This window comes from Chitinimonas viridis (assembly GCF_030409555.1).
In the GTDB taxonomy this organism is placed as follows: Bacteria; Pseudomonadota; Gammaproteobacteria; order Burkholderiales; family Chitinimonadaceae; genus Chitinimonas; species Chitinimonas viridis.
In genome coordinates this window covers 1-22,608 of record NZ_JAUFPU010000002.1, presented here as the reverse complement: position 1 = coordinate 22,608, position 22,608 = coordinate 1, and the positions used below count along the sequence as shown (strand labels likewise).

The following is a 22,608-nucleotide window of genomic DNA, read 5'->3' as shown; positions in this document are numbered from 1 at the left end:
GTAAAGGGTCTTAAGGGCCGCCAGCAGTGGGTTTGTTTAGCTGCCCCAAACAGGCTCATAGGGTTGGGGAGCGCTAACCGGCCGTCCCGGTGACGCGGCCAGCGCTCCCGCCCAGTCTTGCTCCATGCCTGCTTCTTGTTGTCCTAATACTCGAAACGCCGTGCCAGCAGCACCAGGGCCTGCTCCAGCAGCAAGCCGACAATGCCGACCACAAAGATGGCGATCAGGATGTGTGCGACATTGAGGTTGTTCCATTCATCCCATACCCAAAAGCCCAGGCCGACGCCGCCTGTCAGCATTTCTGCAGCGACGATGACCAGCCAGGCCACACCTATGGCCAAGCGTATGCCGGTAATCATGTGCGGCAGCACGGCTGGAAAGAGGATGCGGGTGAATACCTTAGCTTCAGGCAACTTGAGTACGCGGGCGACGTTGAGGTAGTCCTGCGGCACCTGCGCTACGCCTGCTGCGGTATTTAGCACCATGGGCCAGATGCTGGAGATGAAGATGACCCAGATGGAGGCCGGCCCGGCGGCCTTGAACACCAGCAGGCCTATGGGTAGCCAGGCCAGTGGTGAGACCGGCCTGAGCAGGCTGATAATGGGTGCCGCCATGCGGCCGATAAAGGCAAAACGGCCAATGATGAAACCGGCGGGTATCCCCACCAGTGCGGCCAGGCCGAAGCCGATGCCGACGCGGGCCAGCGAATGCAGGATGTTCCAGCCTATGCCTTGATCGTTGGGGCCGTTGTCGTAGAAAGGGTCGGCAAACAACTCTACTGCGGCAGCCCAGGTGGTGGCAGGGCCAGGCAGGCTGGTGTTGTGCAGCGACAGCAGTTGCCATCCCAGCATGAACAGCGCCAGCCCCAGGAGGGGCGGCAGGCCATGAAAGGCCAGCCAGTGCAGGCTGCGATTGAAACGTCCGGGACCAGGGGGGAGGCCGTCCAGGGTTTGCAGCCGTGGTGCGGCTGGCCGGCGTGGTTTGCGCCTGGGTGGGTCTTCGGCAAGGGGTGTGCTCAGTGCGTGGGTAGACATGATGGGCTCCTCAGGCGCGAATCTTGAAACTGGCGGCGTAGGCAGCCGGGTGCTTGCCGTCCCAAACGGTGCCGTCCATCAGCTTGGTGCTGCGCAGGGCTTCCTTGGGGACGGCGATGCCCAGCGCCCGGGCGGCATCGCTATACACATCGATGCGGTTGACTGACTTGGCTACGGCCAGGTAGTCGGGGTCGGTCTTGAGCAGGCCCCAGCGGCGATGCTGGGTCAGGAACCACATGCCGTCCGACAGGTAGGGGAAGTTGACCTTGCCGTCGTTGAAGAACTTCATGTAGTTCGGGTCCTGCCACTTGCGCCCCAGGCCGTTGTCGTACTTGCCTTCCAGCCGCTGGTCGATGATGTCGACCGGGCAGTTCACATAGCTCTTGTCGGCAATGGTTTCGGCAACCCGCTGGCGGTTGGCCATGGTGTCTATCCAGCGCGAGGCATCGAGTACGGCCATGACCAGTGCCCGCGCAGTATTGGGGTACTGGGCGACGAAGTCGGCAGTGGTACCCAGCACCTTCTCGGGGTGGTCGGTCCAGATGTCCTGGGTGGTGGTGGCGGTGTAGCCTATGCCGTCGGCTAGGGCCCGGTTGTTCCAGGGCTCGCCCACGCAGAAACCATCCATATTGCCTACCCGCATATTGGCCACCATCTGCGGCGGTGGCACCACAATGGTCTTGACGTCCTTGAGCGGGTCTATGCCCTGGCTGGCCAACCAGTAGTACAGCCACATGGCGTGGGTGCCCGTGGGGAAGGTCTGGGCAAAGGTGTATTCACGGGGTTCGGCCTTGACCAGACGCGCCAGGCTCGCGCCGTCCTTCACACCCTTGTCCTTTAGCTGGTTGGACAAGGTTATGGCCTGGCCATTGTTGTTCAGCGTCATCAGGACATTCATGTCCTTCTTGGGGCCGCCTATACCCAGTTGTACGCCATAGATCAGGCCGTACAGCACATGGGCGGCGTCCAGTTCGCCGTTCACCAGCTTGTCGCGTACGCCGGCCCAGCTGGCTTCCTTGCTGGGTACGATCTTGATGCCATATTTCTTGTCGAAGCCCAGCACGGCGGCCATGACCACCGAGGCGCAGTCGGTGAGCGGTATGAAGCCTATCCTGACTTCGGTCTTCTCCGGTTTGCCGGTCTGGCTATTGGCTGCGGCGCGCACCTGGGGCGGCACGACAGAGAGTATGGAGCCGGCACCGGCGAGGCTGAGTGTCTTCATGAAATCGCGGCGGCTGGCGGACGGTGTGCTGTTGTTTGCGGGTTGGTCCATGCTGCTTCCTTGGTCAAAACGCGGGCGCAAAAAAAACGGCGTACCTCGACCGGTAAAACCGGTCAAAGGACGCCGTTGTCCTTGGGCCGGCAGCAAGGCTGCGCGGCCCGGAGCTATCCGCTTGCATGCAAGCTTGGGCTCCCAGTCAGACTCCCCAACGAATCTGGAGTGATCCGGTTCGACATTGAACCGGGTAACGCCTATCACTATGCAGCAAGCGTGCCAGCGGGTATCTGCTGCCAGTTTCCGCCCGATTATTGGTGTTTATGTGATTGATATAAAACAGTAAATTATGGTGCTGTGGCTTGCTACCAAAGTGCTGCCACTCGGCTGGCGGGCATAAAGGCACGCTGTCGCAGATTGCACCATGCACCATGACGCAGCAGGCAGCTTGGCGCGGTGCACCAATCCGGTTGAGGCAGCTCCCTAGTTGGCGAAACAAGATGCTTGCCACTGCTTGCGGCTGCAGTTAGAGTGGGGGTGTCGAATCCATTTTGCATTGCAACAGCCCATGTTCCCTGTGCTTAACGCGCTGACCACTACCATGAAACGCACCATGATGATTACATCGTGGGGCGCGTTGGTGTTTGCGCGATCGGGAAGCTGAGCCAGAACCCGAACGACAAAGAATCCAGACGAAGCCCCCGAATCGAAAGATCGGGGGCTTCGTCATTTCAGACCCTATCCCCAGTCCCTGCAGGAGTAATCGAGATGGCACAGCAACTGACGTTGAACCTGGACAACAATAGCGATGCACTGGAGCGCGTGTTGCGCGTGGTACGCCACCGTGGTTACTCGGTGCGCCGTGTGGCCGCCGAAATGCCCAAGGGCCGTGGCTATATGGATGTATGCATCGAACTGGAAAGCAGCCGCTCAGTGTTCAGCCTGGTCATGCAACTGGCCAAGCTGGCCGAGGTGCGCTCACTCGCCATGCGCGGCGAAGGTGTGCGGGTGCTATTGTAGGCTCCCTGATCTTGCACCGTGTCGCAAGCAGTTGGGTCGCCCGCCGCTCCTTGTCTTGCCCGGTATGGTCAGCAACATTCCGCCTCAAAAGCCCCAGCCTTTGCAATATGTGGCTTGCCTATCCGACGCTCCTTACCTATCCCACATAGATGGCGTCGAGGGATGACGCATACATCTCGCCTCCAGTCTCTGGGGCGCAGGGCAGAGAGGGCATGATGGGACGCTGGGGTCTGGTAGCGCTTGCGCTATGCAACGCGATGGCAATGCAGGTTAGGGCGGAGGCCTTGCCCAACTGGGTGAAGCTTGATGGCTTTGGCACCGTGGGCGTCTACCATGCCGACGACCCCAATGCGACCGTGCGCTCTGACATACGCACCAGCACGGGGGCGCGCAATGAGACTCGCTTCGATGCCGACAGCCTGCTTGCTGTGCAACTCAAGCTAAGGCCGGCTGGACCATTCAACGCGGGCTTTCAGTTGATCTCGAAGAAGGAGGTCAACAGCAGCCACCGGCCCAGAGTGCAGTGGGCCTACCTGGGCTGGGAGCCCAGCAGCGAGATCAATATCAAGCTGGGACGGGCATTGGCGCCGGTTTTCCTGATGTCGGACTACAACGACCTCTACTACGCACAGATCAGTGCGCAGCCACCGGGACAGGTCTATTCCAATAACTCCATCACCTTCAACGATGGCGTAACCGGGCAGTGGGAGCGCCACTTTGGTGAGGGCGTGCTGGGTATCGAGGGCTATTACGGCAAAACCCGGGTGGATGTCTCGCTGGGCGAGATTGAAGTACCGAAGCAGATGGGGCTCTCCGCCAAGTGGACATCCGGCCCCTTGTTGCTGCGCTTGGGCTATTCCCGGCCCAAGGGCGGGCTGAAGCCTTTTGCCGGCAATAGCGTGGACCAGTTTTTGGGCCTGGTGCGTGACGCCCAGCAAATGGGCCTTTGCAGCAATTGCAACCAGGTTTATCGCGAGCGCTTCAAGTTGACGGATGTGGTCAACAAGATGGTCAGCCTGGGTTTCAGCTGGGACGATGATACCTATGTGGTGCAAGGGGAATGGGTAAGCCGCAAGTCCGACTCCGCGATCCTGAGCGGATCGGGTGGCTGGTATCTGCTGGGGGCCAGGCGCATAGGCGATTTCACCCCTTACATTGTGTTGGGCAGTCTCAAGCCGATTGCCGAGCCGGTTGACCTGAGGCTGACCACGCCGCCGCAGGCGACAACGGGCCAAATGGCGCTGCTGAGTGCGCTGGCTGCAGCCAATGCCACCAATGTGACTGGTCAGTACCACCGCGACCAACTCGCGTTGGGGCTGCGCTGGGAGCTGAGCAGCAATATGGCGCTCAAGCTGCAGTGGGATCATTACAAGGTCAAAAACCGTTTCTGGGGCAGTAGTAACAAGGTCGAGTTTCGCATGGGGCCGCAATCCCAGTTCGATGGCAAGGTGAATACCTATACCGCCAACCTCGACTTCATCTTCTGAGCGAGAGCCGACCATGACCCGCATGCATCGTCATCTCGGTCCCCTCATCTTATGCGCCATAGGGGTGCTGCCGGCCCAGGCAGAACCGGTGCTGGTGGCAGGCAGCAAGAGCCCGGCCGTGTCGTTTAGCCGGCAACAGGTGCAGGATATCTATTACCTGCGCCTGAAGGAGCTCCCCGGCGGTGGCGTCATCGTGCCATTGATGCTGGGGGCCGGGCCGGTGCGGCAGGACTTTCTGGATAAGGTGCTGAACAAGAGCGAAGCACAACTGAAAAGCCATTGGGCGCGGCTGAACTTCACCGGCAAGGGCGTGGCACCGCAGCAGGTTGCCAGCACCGCCGAGCTCAAGCGCCTGTTGGCGGCGAATCCCCATATGGTGGGGTATCTGGACCGGGCCGAGGCCGATGCAAGCGTGAAGATACTGTACGCGCCCTAGGCGGCCACCGCGACAGCCTGGCGCCGCTGCGTGGCTGACAGGCTAACCCAGCAATTCGGTCGCTTCCACCAACTGCCTGGCAACCTCGGCCAGCTTTTGCCCACGGGTCATGGCGGTCTTGCGCAGCAATTGATAGGCAGCATCCTCATCGATATTGCGGCGCTTCATCAGCAAGCCCTTGGCGCGGTCTATGATCTTGCGATCCAGCAGTTGCTGCCGGGTATCGGCCAGCTCATTACGCAGTTTGCGTTCTTCATCGAAGCGGGCAATGGCCACGTCCAGCACCGGTTTCAGTCGGGCGGGTGACAGCCCGTCCACCACATAGGCAGTCACGCCTGCGCGTATGGCCTCCTTGATGCGAGCTTCCGAACCATCGTCGGTGAACATGACGATAGGCCGGGGGGCATCCTGGTGCATGACGGCGATATGTTCCAGCACATCGCGGCTGGGAGAGTCGGTATCGACGATGACTGCATCGGGCTCCAGTCTGGCCACCACATCGGCCAGGGCAAAGGCGCTGTCGACTTCGGCGATGACCTCAAAGCCCGCAGCCAGCAATGCGTCGCGCAGCGCACCCAGCTCGCGCTCCGTATCGTCTACCAGTACCAGCCGCAATGCTTTGTTCATGGGCTTTCTTCCAGGTTGGGAAGAATATAAAGCAAGGCTTGTGCCGGTATTTTGTTGGCTTATTTGTTTAATGGAATCAATTGCATATGATACTTGCTTTGCCAGGTTTGCGTGGGGGCGATGCTATCCACGCACCATTTTGATGCTTGCCAGTCTGACTATTCGTTACGGCACTTTTCGGGTGCCACGGCTGGATCATGGGCTAGCCGTAGCGAAATTTCCCGTGGCAGGTAGGCAGACAGCGCCGTAGGGGTGCTCGAAATATGACTAAAAGGAGAAGGCGATGCGTGATGCTGCTTGGTACTCAAAATTTGCCAAAGAAGCTTCGCGTTTCTGTGGCCGTCCCAGAGTGTTTGTGTTTGCGGTGGCTATCATTGCGGCATGGATACTCACTGGGCCTTTGTTTGCCTTCAGTGACACCTGGCAACTGGTGATCAATACCGGTACAACCATCATCACCTTTCTAATGGTATTCCTGATCCAGAACACTCAGAGTCGCGATACAGAAGCCATACAGATCAAGCTCGACGAGCTCATACGGGCGACCCATGGTGCGCACAATGCACTGCTGGACTTGGAGGAACTGGAGGAGTCGCACCTGGATGCGTTCAGGCTCAAGTATCAGATGCTTGCGCGCAGTGCTAGGGCGGAACTACTGCGTGGTGGACTGGATACCGGTACACCGGAAGCATGACGGCTTGATCGCACACAACCCGCCTCCGACGTAGTCTTAGCCAGACTCGCAGCATTGTTTATCGCGCGGCGCTAGTTGGGTAGCTGGCATAGGGACCGGAGGGCACCTGCAATCAGCGGCATGACGTCGATGGCGTTGCTACTGTGGGCGATGGTGTTGCAGCTGACTATACTGGCGGCGCCTGCCGCCATGAGTGAGGGTAGGGCATCGCCGCTGAGTATGGGGTGGACGGCGATGCAGATGGGGGCGGCCAGGCCGGCTTCGCGCAAGCGCTGCACCGCCGCAATCATGGTGCGGGCGGTGGAGAGGATATCGTCCAGCAGGACGGGCGTGTGCTGTGCCCAGGCGCCGGCATCGATCTCCGAGACGCTGACATCTCGATCGCCTCGGCGGGTTTTCTCCAGTACCAGATAAGGCGCTCCCAGCCGCTTGGCGACTGCTGCGATCCACTGTTCACTCTCGCTATCGGGGCCGATCAGCAAGGGCTTGGGGACTGCCTGGGCAATCCAGTCTGCGATGGCGGGCGCAGCTGCTACGGCGGCACAGGGCAGCTTGAACAATGGGTCGAGGGCGTGGTTACGATGCAGATGGGGGTCGACCGTGGCCAGAAAATCGATATGCCGCGACAGCACTGCGGCAAAGGTACGCGAACTGACGGCCTGGCCGGGGGCAAAGCGGATGTCCTGCCGCATGTAAGCCAGATAAGGTGCAACCAGGCCCACCTTGCGGGCGCCCAGTTCGCGAGCGGCATCGGCGGCGAACAGCAGCGGGGCCAGCTTGCTGTCGGGGTGGTCCAGCGTGCATACCAGTATCACGCAACGGTTCTGCAAGCCCTCTGGCACGGTGACCAGCGTTTCGCCGTCGGGGAAAGTATGCAGTAGAACGGGGGCCGCGTTGCAGTTCAACCGCGTGGCCAGTGCCTCGGCTTGGGCTTCATTGCCAGGCAGGGTCAGCAGGACGATGTCAGTTTGATCAGTCTTGGCCATGGTCGGTGTCCAGGGTGATGACGCTGGTTTGTTCGGCGGCGTAGGCCTGGGCATAGCGTAGTTCGCCTGGGGCTTCGGCATGGATGGTGAACAGTGGCTGGCCGGTAATGACGGCATCGCCCAGCCTGACATGCAGATCCAGCCCTGCGGCTTTCGATTGGGGTGCACCCGCCAGCTTGGCAATGCGGGCCAGGGTACGGCTGTCTATGTCTTGCACCTGTCCGGCTTGCACGGCCAGCACCGGCTGGGTCAGTGGTGCCTGGGGTACTTGCCGCATACCGCCTTGGGCCTCGCAGATGGCCTGGAACTGCCGCCAGGCATTGCCGTTATCAAGGGTGGCCATGGCCAGCGCCATGCCTTGCCCCGGCGGGGCGGCGGCACCCATTTCCAGCAGCCTGGCGGCCAGCAGCAGGGCACGCTCGCGCAAATCAGCAGGAGCCTGGGGGGCATTCTGCAGCACCTGCAGCACATCGCGCGCTTCCAGCGCCGGGCCGATACCACGGCCTATGGGCTGCCGGCCGTCGGTGATCATCACCTGCACATGGATACCCAGCTGCGTGCCTACCGCAAGTAGTCGCGCCTGCAGCCGGGTGGCGGTCTCCAGCGTCCTGACCTTGGCGGTCGGGCCGACCGGGATATCGATCAGCACCTGATCCGATCCGGCGGCGAGCTTCTTGGAGAGGATGGAGGCCACCAATTGGCCGTCGCTGTCGAGGTCCAGCGGTCTTTCCACCTGTATCAGGATATCGTCGGCAGGGCTTAATTGCATGGCACCGCCCCAGACGACACAGCCTCCGGTATTGCCTACCACCCGGCGTATGCCGGCAAGGTCCAGATTGACGGGCGCCAGTACCTCCATGGTATCGGCCGTACCGGCGGGCGAGGTGATGGCGCGCGACGATGTCTTGGGCATGGTCAGGCCGCAGGCCGAGACGATGGCGACCACGATGGGGGTGGTACGGTTGCCTGGCAGGCCGCCAACGCAGTGCTTGTCGACGATGGGGTGGCTGTCCCAATCCAGGGTGGCGCCGGCAGCGACCATGGCGCGGGTAAGGGCAACGGTCTCATCGATATCCAGCCTTTCCCCCGCGCAAGCAGACACGAAGGCTGCTAGGTGCAGATCGGATAAACGGCCCGCAACGGTATCGTTGATGATGGCGCTGAGCTCGGCGGGGCTCAGCCGCTGGCCGTAAATCTTGGCACGCAGATAGCTCTCGGACTGCAGTACAGGTACATGGGAGAAGGCAAGATTATCGTGCTCGTGCAGATTGAGTGCACGTTGGGCCGATAGGCTCAGCGAGGCTTCGTCTATACCCAGCAGGTTGCCTTTGACGGTATTGAGCGTGACGATGATGCTGCGACCATTGGCGCTGACCACCAGCCTGGCCTGCGCAGCAAAGCCTTCGGAGCGGCAGATGTGACAGCCGGCATTCATGTAGACCACGTATTCGTGGGCAGTGTCGATACCCAGTGGCCGAAAGCGGAGTAGGGGTAGCGGGTTGATCATGCTTCGAGCTTGATGCTTTGCAGGTAGTCGGGAACGCAGACGTTCCAGTTCAGCTCAGTCGCGATGCGCTTGCGCAGGGCATCGGCTGCATCTGGCTCACCATGGACGACAAAGGTTTGCTTGGGGGGCGTCAGAAAGCCTCGCAGCCAGCCCAATATTTCATCGGCATCGGCATGAGCCGAGAAATTGGGCACGTTTTCGACGCGGGCTCGGATGGGGATGTCCTCGCCAAAGATGCGGACATGGCTGGCGCCGCCCAATATGGCGGCGCCGCGTGTTCCGCCAGCCTGGAAACCGGAAAACACGATGGTGTTACGTGCATCGGGCGCGAAGGCCTTGATATGGTGCAGCACCCGGCCACCGGTCGCCATACCGCTGGCCGCCAGGATGATCATGGGGCCATGACGCCGGTTAAGTGCCTTGGATTCTTCCGGGGAGGAGACCACGGTGACGTTGCGGCACATGGCAGCGCATTGCGCCTGCGTGAGCCGGTGTTCGCCCTGGTGGCGTAGGAATATCTCGGTCGCATCGACCGCCATCGGGCTGTTCAGAAATACCGGCACCTGGGGTATCTCGCCCGATTCGCGCAGCAGGTGCAGCAGGTACATCAGGTTCTGGGCGCGGCCCACAGCAAAGGTAGGGATCAATACCACGCCAGCCTGGGCGACGGTGCGGCGGATGATTTCCCCCAGTTGCACGCGAGGGTCTTCCTGCTCGTGGCTGCGGTTGCCATAGGTGGATTCCACCAGCAGCCAGTCCGCCTGGCCGACGGTGGCAGGGGGCTTCATCACCAGATCGGCGGGTCGACCCAGATCTCCCGAGAACACGATGCGACCGGTGCTTGATGTCAGTTCGACGGTCGCGGCACCCAGGATATGCCCGGCCGGCCGGAAATGCAGTTTCAGCTTGGGGTTGAGCGCAATATCCTTGCCATAGGGGCAGTGCTGGAGTTGCTTGAGGCAGCGCTGGGCGTCCGACTCATCATAGAGCGGCAGCGCAGGATCATGCCGGGATGAATGGTGGCGGTTGGCATAGCCGGCTTCTTCCTCCTGCAGTCTACCGCTATCGGGCAAGAGCACCTCGCACAGCTCCCGCGTGGCCGAAGTGCAGTACACCGGACCGCGATAGCCTTCGCGTACCAATAGTGGCAGGTAGCCGCTGTGATCGAGGTGGGCATGGGTCAGGATGACGGCATCGATGCTGGCCGGGTCGACCGGTAGCTGGGTCCAGTTGCGCAGCCGCAGTTGCTTCCAGCCCTGAAACAGGCCGCAGTCCACCAGCAGGCGCATCCCCTCGGCTTCCAACAGGTATTTGGAGCCGGTAACCGTGCCGGTACCGCCGAGAAATTGCAGCTGCATGCTCATGTTTCCCTCCTCTAGTCCGCCCATGTCAGATCACATCCAGTATGTGACACCGAATGGCGCGGGTCTTGATGTGCATCAAGCATAGATGGCAGTTGGCGTAGTTTGCTTCCTGCTGCAGGGGAAACCCGCACGGGTAACAACCTCACAGCGCCCGCCGATATCCTCCTGACCCCCACCACGGGTGGCAGCTCCGCCATTGCCCGTGACCACGACGGCATCAGCAAAACTTCCAGTACCATAAAGCTCGCCGTCAATTCCAACAGAAACCTACGAACCACTGATCGCGCGCTTTATGAGTGTGGACCCGTTGATCAGCTTGGGGGCGCGGAAGGGGGTGGACGTCACGCCAGCCGCCGGCGATCTGATTCATCCGTTGGGTAAAAATGGCAAGCCGCAAGGATTGTCGGTCAACCTCGATCCAAACAATAAATTCTATCGGCTACAAGTGCGCCTGGGTGGAAATGAAATCTAGAGGACGGACATGAAAACTCTTGACGCTGAGCTGGCCTACATGGCAATGGTCAGTTTTTTGGAAAAGTACTACGAGTTGACACACGCGGATGAGATTGGCGACCTGCTAAGTAGTATGACGATTTGGGGGGACGGTAAGCCTGCGGATGCTGCGATATGGAGCGATTGGCTGGAAGCGATTGAGCAAGTGTTAGCACAACATCCCGAAAAATCTTAGTTGGTACAAACAATGGAGAGGGTGCGGCAGAAGGCCACAACAATGAAGTCCCCAGTAATGTAGGGTGCCCCGTCCGCTCGTCCGCAACAGCTAGTGGGGAAACCGCGCCTGACTGGCTTGCTGTCAAGCCCTTGTTGGCGTGTTTCGGTGAGGAAATTAACCAAGCCCGCGAGCGTTATTGTCACTTCGTTGCACAAGGAGTTGGCCGCAGCTCACCGTGGGGAGAGTTACGGGGCCAGGTATTCTTGGGTAGTGATGCATTCCTTGATCAGATGCAGATTCGTCTGAGCCAGCAGGCGTCTGCAGCAGCCAGTCTGCGAGAGATTCCCCGCGCCCAGCGCCGGCCCGTGGCCAAGCCCTTGGGCTGGTATGCAAGCCTGTATCCGGACAGGAATACGGCGATAGTCGAGGCCTACCGGAGTGGTGGTTATACTTTGCAAGAGGTGGCTGAGTATTTTGGATTGCATTACGCATCGGTAAGTAGGATTGTATCTAGGAGTGCAAAATGAAAGACCTGACCCCATTGTTTTGTATTAGCATTTGCCTTTGGGGAGGAGGAAGAGTCTATGAATATTGATTTCCGCTTGAAAGCGAAAGAGCAAGTAATCAGTGGTTTGGTGATGGAATTGGTTCCAGGGCCATTAAGTGAACCCGAGTCGCGTAAGGAGAGCATTTTCTTAGATGAGGATGCATTCGGATTTTTAGAGCCTTGTGTGGTAGTCGCTTGGCCTGGGTATGCGAAATACGGTCACTGGGGAGACACCGAGATTCCCGTAGAAGTGTGGGGTGATATAATTACACTCCTCAGTGAACTACACGGAAGTCTTGAACGATCCTCAGCTCCTGAAGAGGTGAAGGGGCTCGGATTTATTTTTGATGATGTTGAAAAATATTTCATCGAGAATTTTAGTAATCTCAGATCGAAGATATTGATTTTTATTGATGAATTGATTTGCTGGCTGAAGAGTAAGATTGTGCGGTGCCAGTACATCTCTATCATTGGCGTGTAAGACTGTATAACACCAAAGCTTTTTTGCACAACTCAACGGCGGCTTCAAGGCGCCAGCACAACTGACAAATCAAGGGTTGAAAGTAGGATGAGGTGAAGGTACTTCACCGATTTTGGATCGTGGGGTCAAGTCTCAATATTGTTCGGTTAGATTGATTTCAGCGTCTGCTGCCGTGGATGAATCAACCTGGGCTCAACCATGGCGACAGTGCAATCCAGTGGCTGTCGTCGTGGATAGCGGTGATCGTGCGAGGCGTACGGGGAATTGCGCCCTTTGACCTGTCGTGGCGCTCGTTGTCCCAAGGTGCGCACAGCCCGCAGCTTCGCCTCAGCGGTGCCCCGTCCGCTCGTCCGCAACAGCTAGGGTACCCATAGTGAGCGGGCTTTTCAGGCCACCAAACCGACAGCTTGTCAGTGCCAGCCGCGCCATAGCTGCCGGATTGCTTAAATTTTGTGCAAATCGGCAGAGCTGGACGCGCTCGTTCCCGGGCCGCCTTCCGTTGCCTGTGCTGCTTCCAACGGCTGTGGTGCTCTATCTGCGCAAATAGACGCCTGCCAGCAAGCCATCCCATGCCTGGAACAGATACGCCCCCTTGGGTATCTGCTGGTGGGTATCTATCCCTTGCCAGGCTTCGAGTGGCGTACGCCCGTTCAAATGCTGATGGGGCCGTATCGCGTTATATAGAGAACGGCCCGGTCGCGATCGAGCAACTGCAAGTGGGCCAGCTCGTCTATGCCCGCGATGAAGCAACGGGTGAGACCCAGCTCAGGCCGATTACCCAGCTGATCCTCACGCCGGGCAAGTCGCTGTACGCCCTGGTGACGCAAAGCGCGACCGGCCAGCTGGACCGGATGGAAGTGACGGACAACCATCCCTACTGGGTGAAGGGTCAGGGCTGGGTGGAATCGGCCCAGCTCAAGCCGGGGATGGTGCTACAGAGCCTGGATCACAGCGAGCTGAAGGTGCTGACGTTGAATGCGCTGGAGCGCGTGGAGACCACAAGGCGCGGGGTCAAGTCTTGTACTTTGCGCGGCAGCCCGTAGCGAGTAGCCCATTGGGCTGCATGGCATAGTGCACAAAGCTGGTACCGGTTTACGCCGTACCGGCTTTCTGCTACCTACACTGTTCTATGCCCGTTCTATCTCTGTTCGTGGCCTGTTTCAGGCTGTTCTAGATGCGTTCTACGAACACCCCTAGAACAGCCCGACCCGTAAAATCCTGCCGCCTACTAAAACCGTCGCCAGATCAAGTACTTGGTGACTATGTGAGAGTAAGGTGCGGGGCATCGACGCGGAGATGCTGGAAATCTGCGCGATTGAAGTGACGGGGAACAGCGTCGGCGACACACCGGTGCTGCCTGATCTGCTGGCGCCGATCCCGGCCGACCAAGCCATCACCAGCGTGGTGACCGATGGCGCGTACGACACCAAGCGCTGCCACCGTGCGATTACCGAACGCGGCGCTGAAGCGATCATCCCGGTGCGGACGAACGGCCGGCCTTGCAAGGTAAATCAAGCTGGCGCCGCAGTGCGCAACGAAGCATTGCGCGCGATGCGTCGGCTGGGTCCGGCGATCTGGAAACGTTGGGGCGGTTACCACCGTCGGAGTTTGGTCGAAGCCAAGATGCGCTGCTTCAAGTTGCTGGGGGAGCGTGTGAAGGCACGCACCTTCGAGGACCAGTTAGCGGAGCTGCAAGTCCGTGCTGCCTTGCTCAACCGCTTCACCCAACTGGGCAAGCCGCAAACGGTGGGGGCGGCATAAATCCGTCTGGGGTTTGGGGAAACTCAACTTTCAGCTGCATTGTGCAACAAAGCCTAGGGGAAACTAAGTTTTCTGAGGGCGCACTTGATCCCAATCAAATGCAGGAGGTCAAAACAGGCATAAAAACGAACTTGAGCAAGGTTTTTATCTCGAATGCCACAGGAGGAACACAACATGAGCTATCGCAATATCCTGGTCCAGGTGGACAGCGGCCCACACGCCGCCGCCCGCATACGCTTTGCCCTGCATCTGGCGCAGGCTCACGAGGCCCATCTGACAGGGCTGTTTGTGGCGCCATCGCCCTATATCAATGTGATGGAACCCGGCGGCGGCGCCGGTTCGGTCTACTACGCCATACATGAAGACATCGAGCGCGCGGCGATACAGGCGCGGGAGTTGTTCGAGCGTCTGACCCAGCAGCATCCCAATCAGTCGAGCTGGCATCAGCAGATCGGCGTGCCGGCTGAAGCCATCTGCCTGCATGCTCGATATCAGGATCTGGTGGTGATGGGGCAGCACGATCCAGCCTCGCCTGCGGACGGTTTGCCAGCAACGCTGCTGCAGGATGTAGCGATGGCTTGCGGCCGCCCCGTACTGGCGGTGCCGCATGCGGGCAGTTTCCCTACTCTGGATCAGCATGCCATGGTGGCCTGGAATGGCAGCCGGGAGGCAACCCGAGCCCTGACCGACGCCTTGCCCTTGTTGCGCCGAGCCAAGAAGGTGACTGTGCTGATCGTCAATGCCAGCATGGATCCCGGCGTACACGGCCAATTGCCGGGTGCAGACGTGGGTTTATACCTGGCCCGCCACGGCGTGGAGGTCGAGGTGGTGAAGGACACGGCGTTCAGCCGCGATATCGGTGAGGTCTTGCTAACCGTGGCTGCCGACAGGCAGGTCGATCTGCTGGTGATGGGACTCTATGGTCACTCTCGCTTGCGCGAAATGGTGATGGGTGGGGCAAGCCGTACCATGCTGGAGGCCATGACGGTGCCGGTGCTGATGTCGCATTGAGCAGTGCCGGGAGGCATGCCCCGACATCGCCTCCCAGGCACGCCCAGCCAGCCTAAGGTGCTGGATCGGGCTGGTGCACCAAAGTGCGTAGGTACGGCAAGCCACTGGCAGCTGCCGTACCGCTAAGCGCCTTGTACTACCTCATGGGTTGGTGTCGGCGTCGGCCAGTTGTGCAGCGCTCAACTGCTGCCGGACATCGGCCAGTCTTGCCCTGGCTGCGTCATCCTGCTGGGCAGCTTGCTTTAACAGGCGGTAGGCGGCGACCTTGTCCAGCGGTACGCCGCGACCAGCCAGGTGCATCAGGGCGAGGTTGTATTGGCCCGTGGCGTTGCCTTGCTCGGCTGCCAGGCGCGAATAGCGTACTGCCTCCAGGTCATCCTTCCGGACACCGCGTCCGGTCATGTACATAAAACCCAAGTAGGCCTGTGCATCGGCATGTTGTTGCTCAGCAGCCTTGCGATACCACTCTACCGCTTTGATATTGTCTGCGGTCACTCCCTGGCCTTTGCGATAGCGCAGGCCCAGCTGTGTCTGCGCAGCCGGGTCGCCTGCTTCAGCAGCCCGCTGCAGTTCTGGCAAGGCTAGCCCTGCCAGTGCCGTGGTATCAGCCAGCTGGGGCGGGTTGGCGCTATTGTCGGTCAGCACGGGCGGGGCCACCTCGACGCTGGCAGTTTGTGCTGTGTCGGCTGGCGCGGGTGCAGGTTCATTGGGGCTGGCGTGCTGTTCTTTGGAACTGAGCAGGGCGGCACCCAAGGCGGCCACGATGATCAGGCCGACACCGATACCCAGCAGCTTACCGCGACCGCTGGGGGCCTCAGGCCGGCTGTCACGGCGCGTCATACCTATGGGGCTGGGGGAGAATTCATCATCCTGCAACGGTACGGCCACCGGGCGCTGGGCCGCGCTGGGGTGCAGCACGGGCGTGGGCTGCATGGTGAACACACCGGCTGTTTGCGGTGCTTCGGCAATGGCCAGAGCGCGCTTGTCGACCTCCAGCGCCTCGAAGGCCTTGATACAGGCATCCAGGCTGGTGAAGCCACCTTGCAATACCGGCTTTTGCATCTTCTTGATCAACGCCGGCAACGTTTCCTGATGTGCATCCTTGTAGTAGTCGATTCGGTGCAGCGAGATCTGCTTGAACCAATGGCCCAGTGCGTACAGGTCGACACGCCAGTCCAGGGTGTTGATGGCGAGGTCCGGTATCAGCACGCTGGCGTACTGGTGCCGTGCCGACTCCGATAGCTCGTACCAGCTGGACTTGCCGCTTTCGCCCACCAGCTTGGCGTAGGTCTGCCAGTCACGCAGGATGGCATCGCGCATGGCGGGGGCAAGGTAGGTGGCGTCCGGGCTGGCGAGATCGATGAACAGGGGTTTTTCAATGCGATGCTGGGCGCTGCGGGCTACACCGAAGTCGATCAGCGTCAGGCTGTCGTAGTCGATCTCCTGCTTGTCGTTCTGGTGCAGGACGATCAGGTCCGGCCGCAAGCCCCCGTGGACAAGGCCGGCACGGCTCAGGTGGGAGAGGGCACGCAGGCTGGCCAGTACCAGTCGCACCAGGTCACTGGAGCGCTGGAAGGGGTGTTCCAGCTCTCCCACCGGGGTGGCCAGCCAATGGGTAAGCGGGTGGCCGCTTGCCTCGCTGATCAGGGCTTGCCGGTCCAGATCGACAGCCACAAAGCGGGCAGCATGCCGTTGGTCACGCTGGAAGCCTTGCAGTATGCGGGCTTCGTGGCATAGCCAGTAATCGGCTGCAGGATAATCGGCGGACAGGCGCTTGCACCAGCGCTCGGTATCGCGCTGGCTCAGGAACTTGTCGAGTTGTATGGGCCGCTCTGGCGGTAGGTTGTCTTCTATCTTGTCGGTCATGGCGGTGGATCATGAGGCCCAGCTCTGTTGGCGGGCTTGGCGGCGATTATGGCAGCAAAAAGCCGGGTTGGAACCCGGCTTTACCATGATCAGCGTTTTGCACCTTCCGGCAAGACGATGTTGACCTCCAGAACGTCGTAATCATCCTGACGCTCCAAGGATACCTTGATGTCATCCTGGCCAACCGAAACATACTTGGAAATGACGGCGATCAGCTCTTGCTGCAAGGCTGGCAGGTAGTCTGGACCACCCCGCCCGGCGCGCTCGTGCGCCAGGATGATCTGCAGCCGCTCGCGGGCCACAGAGGCCGATTTCTTCTTGGTACCGAGCAGGTAATCGAGGAAAGACATGGATTAACCTCCGAACAGGCGCTTGAGCCAGCCTTGCTTGGGCGCTTCGATAAAGCGCAGGGGCTTATCCTCACCCAGAAAGCGGGCCACAACATCTTTATAGGCCTCGGCGACCTCGGAACCCTCAAGGTGTACGGCAGGGGTACCACTGTTGGATGCTTGCAACACCGACTCGGATTCGGGGATGACGCCGATCAGGGGAATGCGCAGCAGGTGCTGTATGTCGTCCAGCGACAACATTTCGCCGGCATCCACACGCTTGGGGGCGTAGCGGGTGATCAGCAGGTGTGCCTTGAGTGTCTGGCCTTCCTCTGCCTTGCGCGACTTCGCATCGAGTATGCCCAGGATGCGATCGGAATCACGTACCGAGGACACTTCGGGGTTGGTGACGACCAGGGCTTCGTCAGCAAAGTAGAGGGCCAGCAAGGCACCTGTCTCGATACCGGCAGGCGAGTCGCAGATGATGTAGTCAAAGCCGTCTGCAGCCATCTCCTTCAGCACTTTTTCTACGCCTTCGCGGGTAAGAGCTTCCTTGTCACGCGTTTGGGATGCGGGCAGTACGAACAGGTTGTCGCAGTGCTTGTCCTTGATCAGTGCCTGCTTGAGCGAGGCTTCGCCTTGGATGACATTGATGAAGTCATAGACCACGCGACGCTCGCAACCCATGATGAGGTCGAGGTTGCGCAGGCCGACGTCAAAGTCGATGACGGCGACTTTCTTGCCGCGTAGCGCCAGGCCGGAGGCGAAGCTCGCACTGGTAGTGGTTTTACCTACTCCCCCCTTGCCGGAGGTGACGACGATGATTTTTGCCACGTTAGGTTTCCCGTGAATTTGAGTAAGGTTTTCAGTCCAGCTTCAAGGCTTCGATGACCAGTTTGTTGCCGTCGAGCCTGACTTGCGCGGCACGACCCTTGATACTTTGTGGCAGTGGCTCGTCCAAGGAGCGATACACGCCAGCTACCGAGAGCAACTCGGCTTCCATGCAATGGGTGAAGATGCGGGCCTCGCTATTGCCCCGTGCGCCGGCCAGTGCGCGGCCACGCAGGGGGGCATAGACATGGACATTGCCATCAGCGATGACCTCGGCACCATGGCTGACCAGCGCCAGTACGATCAGGTCGCCGCCACGGGCATAGACTTGCTGCCCGCTGCGGACAGGCTTGTCTATGATCAGCGATTGCTGTGCAGGCGCAGCGGCGGGGGGGTCACGCGGTTCAGCCGGCAGATCGCGCGCGGCAGTATCGGGCATGACCACCAAGCCAGCGTTGCTGGCTTCGCTCAGGATGGCAGCAGCGCCCCCACGGACGGCGATAGGCTGCAAACCGGCCCGGCGGAGCAGGGCGACCAAACCGGACAGATCCAGCGCTGTGGCTGTGCTGGGCCAGTCGGTCAGATCCAGGATAGCGGCGTCGCCCCCAAAAAAATCGCTGCGCCCCGCAAGCTTTTTCTCCAGCGCAGCATCAAGCTCGGCCAGATTGGCGGTTTTGGGGGCAAAGGCGATCAGGTTGAGCGCGGCGCTCTTGATCTCGAAGGGCGCAATACTGCGTTGGGGGGCCGGCTTGACGGAGGCGGTCATTGAAGTCGCTCGGCGGCGGCGGTCAGTGGAAAAATTGATGCCGAGTTTACTCGTTTCGCGGTGCTGCGTTCAACAGATGGTGCTGTGGATAACTTTGTGGGTAAAAACACCCGATATGCGCTGTCAAGCCGAACTTGCATGAAAAAAGCACCGGTTATCGAATTTTCCGTAAAATCGTCCATATATATCAATGGCTTGTGATGGTTTTGGGTGCGGCGCCCGTGTTGCGCCGCGTTGACTCAACATCTATGACCAGTGGATAAGTGATGGCGCATGTACTGATCAGAGCGTGCGTCTTTCCAGCAATGCCTGTGCCAAGGTGCTGCTATCAACATGCTCCAGCTCCCCCCCCGAGGGCAGACCGCGCGCGATGCGGCTAACCCGCAGGCCCTGAGCGCGCAGGAACTCGGACAGGTAGTGGGCGGTAGCTTCGCCTTCGACGGTAAAGTTGGTGGAGAGGATGACTTCCTCCACCTTGCCATCCTGGGCGCGGGCCAGCAGCTTTTCGAAATGGATATCACCAGGCCCTACGCCATCCAGCGGCGAAAGCCGCCCCATCAGGACAAAGTACCGACCCTGGAAAACCTGAGTCTGTTCCATGCGCAACAGATCGGCCGGCATCTCGACGACACATAGCTGGGCTTCGTTTCGCACAGGGTCGCTGCAGAGTTCGCAGATGTCGAGTTCGGTAAAGGTATTGCAGTGCTGGCAGTGTTTGAGCTTGGTCAGGGCATCGGCCAGCGCATGGGCGAGCTCGGCTGCACCGGCCTGATTGCGCTGCAACAAGTGGTAGGCCATGCGCTGAGCAGATTTCGGACCAACGCCTGGCAGGACCCGCAGGGCATCAATAAGCTGGTTGAGGGAAGAGGGGGTTTTCATTGGCGGTATAGCCTGCGTAGCTGTCGATGGCGCCAATTGAACAACTGACGGATGATCAGAAGGCTCAGCCAACCCGTACCGGGCAGGCGAGGGGTAAAGCGCAATTCGTCGGATAACTCGCAGCCCTGGGGCAGGGGTGTAACAAGGCGGGTATGCGCCCATAGCCGCTGACTGAACAGCACCGAGTTTTCCTCAAAGCCATCGTGATGGATAGCATTGAAACTGAGGTCGTCGTAATCCACCGGGATCAAGCCGAACATCAGTAGCCAGCATCGACCCAGACGGGTGTGCAGCGGCAACTCCTGCAACTGCGCTGGCAACGGTGCAGGGAAGCGCATGCTCAGCCAGGGGTGCAGTTCGGCATTGACGCCTGCTGGCGTGAGCACACCAGCCAGCACCGTGCTGGCACTGGCCGGTAGGTAGGTGCGGAACGCCAGCTGATAGCGTCCTTGCTTCATGCTTAGAAGGGCAGCTTCATGCCTGGTGGCAGATTCAGGCCTGCGGTAAAGCCTGCCATCTTTTCCTGCGAGGTTTGCTCGGCCTTGCGCAGGGCGTCGTTGAAGGCCGCTGCGATCAGGTCCTCCAGCATTTCCTTGTCATCATCGACCACACTCTGGTCGATGCTGATGCGACGAACCAAGTGGTGGCAGTTCATCACGATCTTGACCATGCCGGCGCCAGACTGGCCTTCGACTTCGACGTTGGCCAGCTCTTCCTGGGCCTTTTTCATATTGTCCTGCATTTGCTGGGCTTGCTTCATCAGATTGCCCAGGCCGCCTTTGTTGAACATTGGCTACTCCTTGATACGTATGGGTGAAAGGGCGCGCTTAGAGGGGATCTGAGCGCGGCTGTATGGAATCGGGTAGAACGATGGCGCCGAAATCGGCAATCATTGTCTGCACGAAAGGATCGCTATTGATGGCGCTGGTTGCCTCAGCCAGCCGGGCCTGCTTTTCGCGCTGCTGCATGGCTGCAGGAGTCGCTTCACTGCCACCGCCTACGCTGATGCTGACATGGGCTGGCTGGCCGAAGTATTGACTTAAGGTGTGCTCCAGCCGTTCGCGATAATCGGGACCGGCAACCACCTTGTGCTCATCCGGCACGATCAGCTTGAAGCGCAGGCCATCGTACTCTGCCAGTTGGGCGTGATGTGCCAGCATGCCGGCTTTGCCGCCCAAGGTCAGGCGCGTTACCAAGCTGGCCCAGTCGCCGTCGAAGCTGATGGGGGCTGTAGCGGCCTGGGGAGGCTGGGCAGCCACCGCTTCATCAGGAAAGGGGGCGGGTGGCGGCGGCTCGTCTGCCGGTGGGGCATCCTGCCAAGGCGTCGTGTCGGTTGCCGGAGCAATGGGCTTGGGTGTGGCGGGCTCGGGGACTACCTGCGCTTCGACCTTGGCTGACGGGTTTGCCGGCGTGGGTGCCGTTGCCTGTTTCTGCTGTATGGCCGGAGCGACTTGCGTGGACATGACACTTGCCTGCGGCGTATCTGCTACTTGCGGCTTTGCAGGCCGGGCGGCAACGGTTTTGTTGCTGGGCGCAAAGGCCAGCATACGCAGCAGTGTCATGCTCAGCCCGGCGAATTCATCGGGGGCGAGGCCTAGGTCGCGTCGGCCTTGCAGGGCGATCTGGTAGTAAAGCTGGATGTCCTCGGGGGTGAACAAGCTGCTCAAGGCGTGGAGGGCAGCATGCTGAGGATGATCGGCTGGGATGGCGGCCGGCACGGCCAGCAGTACAGCGAGCTGATGCAACAGTGAAGCGAGCTCCTGCAGCGCGGCATCACTGCCCACGCCACGGGTGGCCAGTTGCTCGGTTGCGGCCATCAGGCCGGGGCCATCCTGCGCTGCCAGATGTTGTAGCAACTCGTGTAGATAGGATTGGTCCACAGCACCCAGCATGGCGCGTACGCCGGCTTCCTCGACCTTGCCACCACCATAGGCGATGGCTTGATCCAGCAGCGACAGGGCATCGCGCATGGAACCGGCGGCAGCATGGCCCAGCAGGGTCAGTGCGCCGGGCTCATAGCTTATGGGCTCCGCTTCCAATACATGCTGCAGGTGGCTGCTGACCTGTTGCGGCAGCATTTGTCGTAGCGAGAACTGCAAACAACGGGACAGAACGGTAACAGGCACCTTCTGCGGATCGGTGGTGGCCAGGATGAACTTGACGTGTCCTGGTGGTTCCTCCAGTGTCTTCAGCATGGCATTGAAGGCACTCTTGGATAGCATGTGCACTTCGTCGATGATGTAGACCTTGAAGCGTCCCTGGGTGGGGGCATACTGGGCGTTGTCCAGTACTTCGCGGATATTATCTATGCCGGTGTTGGACGCAGCATCGATCTCCAGCAGATCAACAAAGCGTCCAGCATCGATTTGCCGACAGGCGTCACAACTGCCACAGGGCGTGGCGGTAATGCCGGTTTCGCAGTTAAGCGATTTGGCCAGTATGCGGGCAATGGTGGTCTTGCCCACCCCGCGGGTGCCGGTGAGCAGGTAGGCGTGATGCAGGCGCTGGTTTTCCAGTGCATTGCTCAGGGCCTTTACCACATGCTCCTGGCCGACCAGCGTGGCAAAGGATTTGGGTCGCCATTTGCGGGCGAGAACTTGATAGGTCATGTCGGCGATTCTAGCAGATGCGTACCGGCAGGCTGATTGAAGGAGTGCAGAAGTTACATGACTGAGACCTCACCACCACGCCAGGATGACGATCCTGAGCCATTGCCCCCTATCGCACCGGAGCCGGAAGCCTGTTGCGGCAGTGGTTGCGATCCTTGCATCTTCGATTTCTATAGCGAGGAGCTGCAGGAGTATCGACTCAAGCATGCGCAATGGCTGCTGCGGCAGAATGAAAGGACGGGCACTAAACTTATATAGCAAATTTCGACCACCACACCCTCGAACGCCCCGCTTGCGGGGCGTTTTGCCTGGTTTTTGAGGTTTTCTCGGTTTTTTTGCAGGGCGTGATGTTCCGCCGCACGCGAGTTGGCGCGGGTTTTGGCTGGGAAGCGATAAAAAGAGGGTGTTGCGGAGATATTACAGATCAGCGACTTAGGCGTGTTGGTGCGGAAAGTAGCGGAATTTTGCGGAGGAGGTGTTGACGGGT

General features: G+C 59.9%; 24 protein-coding genes and 1 pseudogene. 11 read left to right on the top strand and 14 right to left on the bottom strand.

The window, feature by feature from the left end; genetic code table 11:
• Positions 1 to 143: 143 nt before the first annotated feature.
• Together ntrB and QWZ03_RS01495 are read right to left on the bottom strand one after the other, a co-directional pair.
• Positions 144 to 1,034 (bottom strand): nitrate ABC transporter permease, encoded by an 891-nt coding sequence (gene ntrB, locus QWZ03_RS01500; protein ID WP_290331108.1) that lies wholly within the window; start codon positions 1,032 to 1,034, stop codon positions 144 to 146.
• Between the two features lie 10 nt (positions 1,035 to 1,044).
• Positions 1,045 to 2,307 carry a CmpA/NrtA family ABC transporter substrate-binding protein gene (locus QWZ03_RS01495; RefSeq protein ID WP_290331107.1) on the bottom strand — a complete coding sequence of 421 codons (1,263 nt, stop codon included), beginning with the start codon at positions 2,305 to 2,307 and terminating at the stop codon, positions 1,045 to 1,047.
• Between the two features lie 711 nt (positions 2,308 to 3,018).
• Here QWZ03_RS01495 and QWZ03_RS01490 point away from each other — a divergent pair.
• The 3 genes from QWZ03_RS01490 to QWZ03_RS01480 all read left to right on the top strand — a co-directional run bounded on the left by QWZ03_RS01490 (position 3,019) and on the right by QWZ03_RS01480 (position 5,193).
• Positions 3,019 to 3,270 (top strand): ACT domain-containing protein, encoded by a 252-nt coding sequence (locus QWZ03_RS01490; protein ID WP_284194402.1) that lies wholly within the window; start codon positions 3,019 to 3,021, stop codon positions 3,268 to 3,270.
• 212 nt (positions 3,271 to 3,482) lie between these two features.
• Entirely contained in the window at positions 3,483 to 4,757 is a 1,275-nt protein-coding gene (locus QWZ03_RS01485; RefSeq protein WP_290331106.1) for a hypothetical protein, read from the top strand.
• A 13-nt stretch (positions 4,758 to 4,770) separates the two neighbouring features.
• Positions 4,771 to 5,193: a hypothetical protein gene (locus QWZ03_RS01480; protein WP_290331105.1), complete on the top strand. Its 423-nt coding sequence runs from the start codon at positions 4,771 to 4,773 to the stop codon at positions 5,191 to 5,193.
• Between the two features lie 42 nt (positions 5,194 to 5,235).
• On the opposite strand, the gene QWZ03_RS01475 is transcribed toward QWZ03_RS01480, so the two are convergent.
• On the bottom strand, positions 5,236 to 5,820 hold the full coding sequence (locus QWZ03_RS01475; protein ID WP_284194397.1) for an ANTAR domain-containing response regulator: 585 nt from the start codon (positions 5,818 to 5,820) through the stop codon (positions 5,236 to 5,238).
• Between the two features lie 283 nt (positions 5,821 to 6,103).
• Between QWZ03_RS01475 and QWZ03_RS01470 the strand changes: the two genes are divergently transcribed.
• Positions 6,104 to 6,514, top strand: coding sequence for a low affinity iron permease family protein (locus tag QWZ03_RS01470; protein WP_290331104.1), 411 nt, complete (start codon positions 6,104 to 6,106; stop codon positions 6,512 to 6,514).
• Positions 6,515 to 6,585: 71 nt separating this feature from the next.
• Here the strand turns inward: QWZ03_RS01470 and QWZ03_RS01465 are convergent, their stop codons facing one another.
• Genes QWZ03_RS01465 through QWZ03_RS01455 form a run of 3 tightly spaced genes read right to left on the bottom strand, consistent with a single transcriptional unit; the run spans position 6,586 to position 10,371 of the window.
• On the bottom strand, positions 6,586 to 7,500 hold the full coding sequence (locus tag QWZ03_RS01465; RefSeq protein ID WP_290331103.1) for a ribose-phosphate pyrophosphokinase: 915 nt from the start codon (positions 7,498 to 7,500) through the stop codon (positions 6,586 to 6,588).
• Positions 7,487 to 9,007 carry a thymidine phosphorylase family protein gene (locus tag QWZ03_RS01460; protein WP_290331102.1) on the bottom strand — a complete coding sequence of 507 codons (1,521 nt, stop codon included), beginning with the start codon at positions 9,005 to 9,007 and terminating at the stop codon, positions 7,487 to 7,489. Before QWZ03_RS01460 ends, QWZ03_RS01465 begins: the two co-directional genes overlap by 14 nt.
• Positions 9,004 to 10,371: an MBL fold metallo-hydrolase RNA specificity domain-containing protein gene (locus QWZ03_RS01455; protein WP_308447498.1), complete on the bottom strand. Its 1,368-nt coding sequence runs from the start codon at positions 10,369 to 10,371 to the stop codon at positions 9,004 to 9,006. The genes QWZ03_RS01460 and QWZ03_RS01455 overlap by 4 nt, the downstream gene beginning before the upstream one ends.
• Positions 10,372 to 10,663: 292 nt before the next feature.
• Between QWZ03_RS01455 and QWZ03_RS01450 the strand changes: the two genes are divergently transcribed.
• From QWZ03_RS01450 to QWZ03_RS01425, 6 genes and pseudogenes are all read left to right on the top strand, one after another.
• Complete coding sequence (locus QWZ03_RS01450; protein WP_290331101.1) at positions 10,664 to 10,843, top strand: hypothetical protein; 180 nt, start codon at positions 10,664 to 10,666, stop codon at positions 10,841 to 10,843.
• A gap of 9 nt (positions 10,844 to 10,852) precedes the next feature.
• Positions 10,853 to 11,059, top strand: a complete 207-nt coding sequence (locus QWZ03_RS01445) for a hypothetical protein (RefSeq protein WP_290331100.1) — start codon at positions 10,853 to 10,855, stop codon at positions 11,057 to 11,059.
• Between the two features lie 566 nt (positions 11,060 to 11,625).
• A complete protein-coding gene (locus QWZ03_RS01440) occupies positions 11,626 to 12,069 on the top strand; it encodes a hypothetical protein (protein WP_290331099.1) in 444 nt (147 codons plus the stop codon).
• Between the two features lie 569 nt (positions 12,070 to 12,638).
• Complete coding sequence (locus QWZ03_RS01435) at positions 12,639 to 13,112, top strand: polymorphic toxin-type HINT domain-containing protein (protein ID WP_290331098.1); 474 nt, start codon at positions 12,639 to 12,641, stop codon at positions 13,110 to 13,112.
• 238 nt (positions 13,113 to 13,350) lie between these two features.
• Positions 13,351 to 13,830, top strand: a pseudogene (locus QWZ03_RS01430) (IS5 family transposase); the annotation flags it as partial.
• A gap of 174 nt (positions 13,831 to 14,004) precedes the next feature.
• Complete coding sequence (locus tag QWZ03_RS01425) at positions 14,005 to 14,841, top strand: universal stress protein (RefSeq protein ID WP_290331097.1); 837 nt, start codon at positions 14,005 to 14,007, stop codon at positions 14,839 to 14,841.
• A gap of 141 nt (positions 14,842 to 14,982) precedes the next feature.
• Here QWZ03_RS01425 and QWZ03_RS01420 read toward each other — a convergent pair whose 3' ends face one another.
• From QWZ03_RS01420 to dnaX, 8 genes are all read right to left on the bottom strand, one after another.
• A complete protein-coding gene (locus tag QWZ03_RS01420; RefSeq protein ID WP_290331096.1) occupies positions 14,983 to 16,707 on the bottom strand; it encodes a Sel1-like repeat-containing protein kinase family protein in 1,725 nt (574 codons plus the stop codon).
• Positions 16,708 to 16,796: 89 nt separating this feature from the next.
• Positions 16,797 to 17,057 (bottom strand): cell division topological specificity factor MinE, encoded by a 261-nt coding sequence (gene minE / locus QWZ03_RS01415; RefSeq protein ID WP_284194383.1) that lies wholly within the window; start codon positions 17,055 to 17,057, stop codon positions 16,797 to 16,799.
• Between the two features lie 3 nt (positions 17,058 to 17,060).
• Entirely contained in the window at positions 17,061 to 17,870 is an 810-nt protein-coding gene (gene minD, locus QWZ03_RS01410) for a septum site-determining protein MinD (protein ID WP_284194382.1), read from the bottom strand.
• A 31-nt stretch (positions 17,871 to 17,901) separates the two neighbouring features.
• Positions 17,902 to 18,633 carry a septum site-determining protein MinC gene (gene minC, locus QWZ03_RS01405; protein WP_290331095.1) on the bottom strand — a complete coding sequence of 244 codons (732 nt, stop codon included), beginning with the start codon at positions 18,631 to 18,633 and terminating at the stop codon, positions 17,902 to 17,904.
• Between the two features lie 282 nt (positions 18,634 to 18,915).
• On the bottom strand, positions 18,916 to 19,512 hold the full coding sequence (gene recR, locus QWZ03_RS01400; RefSeq protein ID WP_284194380.1) for a recombination mediator RecR: 597 nt from the start codon (positions 19,510 to 19,512) through the stop codon (positions 18,916 to 18,918).
• Positions 19,509 to 19,970 (bottom strand): Rv1443c family protein, encoded by a 462-nt coding sequence (locus tag QWZ03_RS01395; RefSeq protein WP_290331094.1) that lies wholly within the window; start codon positions 19,968 to 19,970, stop codon positions 19,509 to 19,511. The genes recR and QWZ03_RS01395 overlap by 4 nt, the downstream gene beginning before the upstream one ends.
• Positions 19,971 to 19,972: 2 nt before the next feature.
• Positions 19,973 to 20,302, bottom strand: a complete 330-nt coding sequence (locus tag QWZ03_RS01390; RefSeq protein ID WP_290331093.1) for a YbaB/EbfC family nucleoid-associated protein — start codon at positions 20,300 to 20,302, stop codon at positions 19,973 to 19,975.
• A 37-nt stretch (positions 20,303 to 20,339) separates the two neighbouring features.
• Positions 20,340 to 22,121, bottom strand: a complete 1,782-nt coding sequence (dnaX, locus tag QWZ03_RS01385) for a DNA polymerase III subunit gamma/tau (RefSeq protein ID WP_290331092.1) — start codon at positions 22,119 to 22,121, stop codon at positions 20,340 to 20,342.
• Between the two features lie 57 nt (positions 22,122 to 22,178).
• Between dnaX and QWZ03_RS01380 the strand changes: the two genes are divergently transcribed.
• Positions 22,179 to 22,379: an oxidoreductase-like domain-containing protein gene (locus QWZ03_RS01380; RefSeq protein WP_290331091.1), complete on the top strand. Its 201-nt coding sequence runs from the start codon at positions 22,179 to 22,181 to the stop codon at positions 22,377 to 22,379.
• The last annotated feature ends 229 nt before the right edge of the window (positions 22,380 to 22,608 follow it).

Coding starts and splice junctions, on each gene's coding strand:
- ntrB (WP_290331108.1), bottom strand. CDS start 1,034: ATGTCTACCCACGCACTGAGCACACCCCTTGCCGAAGACCCACCCAGG.
- QWZ03_RS01495 (WP_290331107.1), bottom strand. CDS start 2,307: ATGGACCAACCCGCAAACAACAGCACACCGTCCGCCAGCCGCCGCGAT.
- QWZ03_RS01490 (WP_284194402.1), top strand. CDS start 3,019: ATGGCACAGCAACTGACGTTGAACCTGGACAACAATAGCGATGCACTG.
- QWZ03_RS01485 (WP_290331106.1), top strand. CDS start 3,483: ATGATGGGACGCTGGGGTCTGGTAGCGCTTGCGCTATGCAACGCGATG.
- QWZ03_RS01480 (WP_290331105.1), top strand. CDS start 4,771: ATGACCCGCATGCATCGTCATCTCGGTCCCCTCATCTTATGCGCCATA.
- QWZ03_RS01475 (WP_284194397.1), bottom strand. CDS start 5,820: ATGAACAAAGCATTGCGGCTGGTACTGGTAGACGATACGGAGCGCGAG.
- QWZ03_RS01470 (WP_290331104.1), top strand. CDS start 6,104: ATGCGTGATGCTGCTTGGTACTCAAAATTTGCCAAAGAAGCTTCGCGT.
- QWZ03_RS01465 (WP_290331103.1), bottom strand. CDS start 7,500: ATGGCCAAGACTGATCAAACTGACATCGTCCTGCTGACCCTGCCTGGC.
- QWZ03_RS01460 (WP_290331102.1), bottom strand. CDS start 9,007: ATGATCAACCCGCTACCCCTACTCCGCTTTCGGCCACTGGGTATCGAC.
- QWZ03_RS01455 (WP_308447498.1), bottom strand. CDS start 10,371: ATGAGCATGCAGCTGCAATTTCTCGGCGGTACCGGCACGGTTACCGGC.
- QWZ03_RS01450 (WP_290331101.1), top strand. CDS start 10,664: ATGAGTGTGGACCCGTTGATCAGCTTGGGGGCGCGGAAGGGGGTGGAC.
- QWZ03_RS01445 (WP_290331100.1), top strand. CDS start 10,853: ATGAAAACTCTTGACGCTGAGCTGGCCTACATGGCAATGGTCAGTTTT.
- QWZ03_RS01440 (WP_290331099.1), top strand. CDS start 11,626: ATGAATATTGATTTCCGCTTGAAAGCGAAAGAGCAAGTAATCAGTGGT.
- QWZ03_RS01435 (WP_290331098.1), top strand. CDS start 12,639: ATGCCTGGAACAGATACGCCCCCTTGGGTATCTGCTGGTGGGTATCTA.
- QWZ03_RS01425 (WP_290331097.1), top strand. CDS start 14,005: ATGAGCTATCGCAATATCCTGGTCCAGGTGGACAGCGGCCCACACGCC.
- QWZ03_RS01420 (WP_290331096.1), bottom strand. CDS start 16,707: ATGACCGACAAGATAGAAGACAACCTACCGCCAGAGCGGCCCATACAA.
- minE (WP_284194383.1), bottom strand. CDS start 17,057: ATGTCTTTCCTCGATTACCTGCTCGGTACCAAGAAGAAATCGGCCTCT.
- minC (WP_290331095.1), bottom strand. CDS start 18,633: ATGACCGCCTCCGTCAAGCCGGCCCCCCAACGCAGTATTGCGCCCTTC.
- recR (WP_284194380.1), bottom strand. CDS start 19,512: ATGAAAACCCCCTCTTCCCTCAACCAGCTTATTGATGCCCTGCGGGTC.
- QWZ03_RS01395 (WP_290331094.1), bottom strand. CDS start 19,970: ATGAAGCAAGGACGCTATCAGCTGGCGTTCCGCACCTACCTACCGGCC.
- QWZ03_RS01390 (WP_290331093.1), bottom strand. CDS start 20,302: ATGTTCAACAAAGGCGGCCTGGGCAATCTGATGAAGCAAGCCCAGCAA.
- dnaX (WP_290331092.1), bottom strand. CDS start 22,121: ATGACCTATCAAGTTCTCGCCCGCAAATGGCGACCCAAATCCTTTGCC.
- QWZ03_RS01380 (WP_290331091.1), top strand. CDS start 22,179: ATGACTGAGACCTCACCACCACGCCAGGATGACGATCCTGAGCCATTG.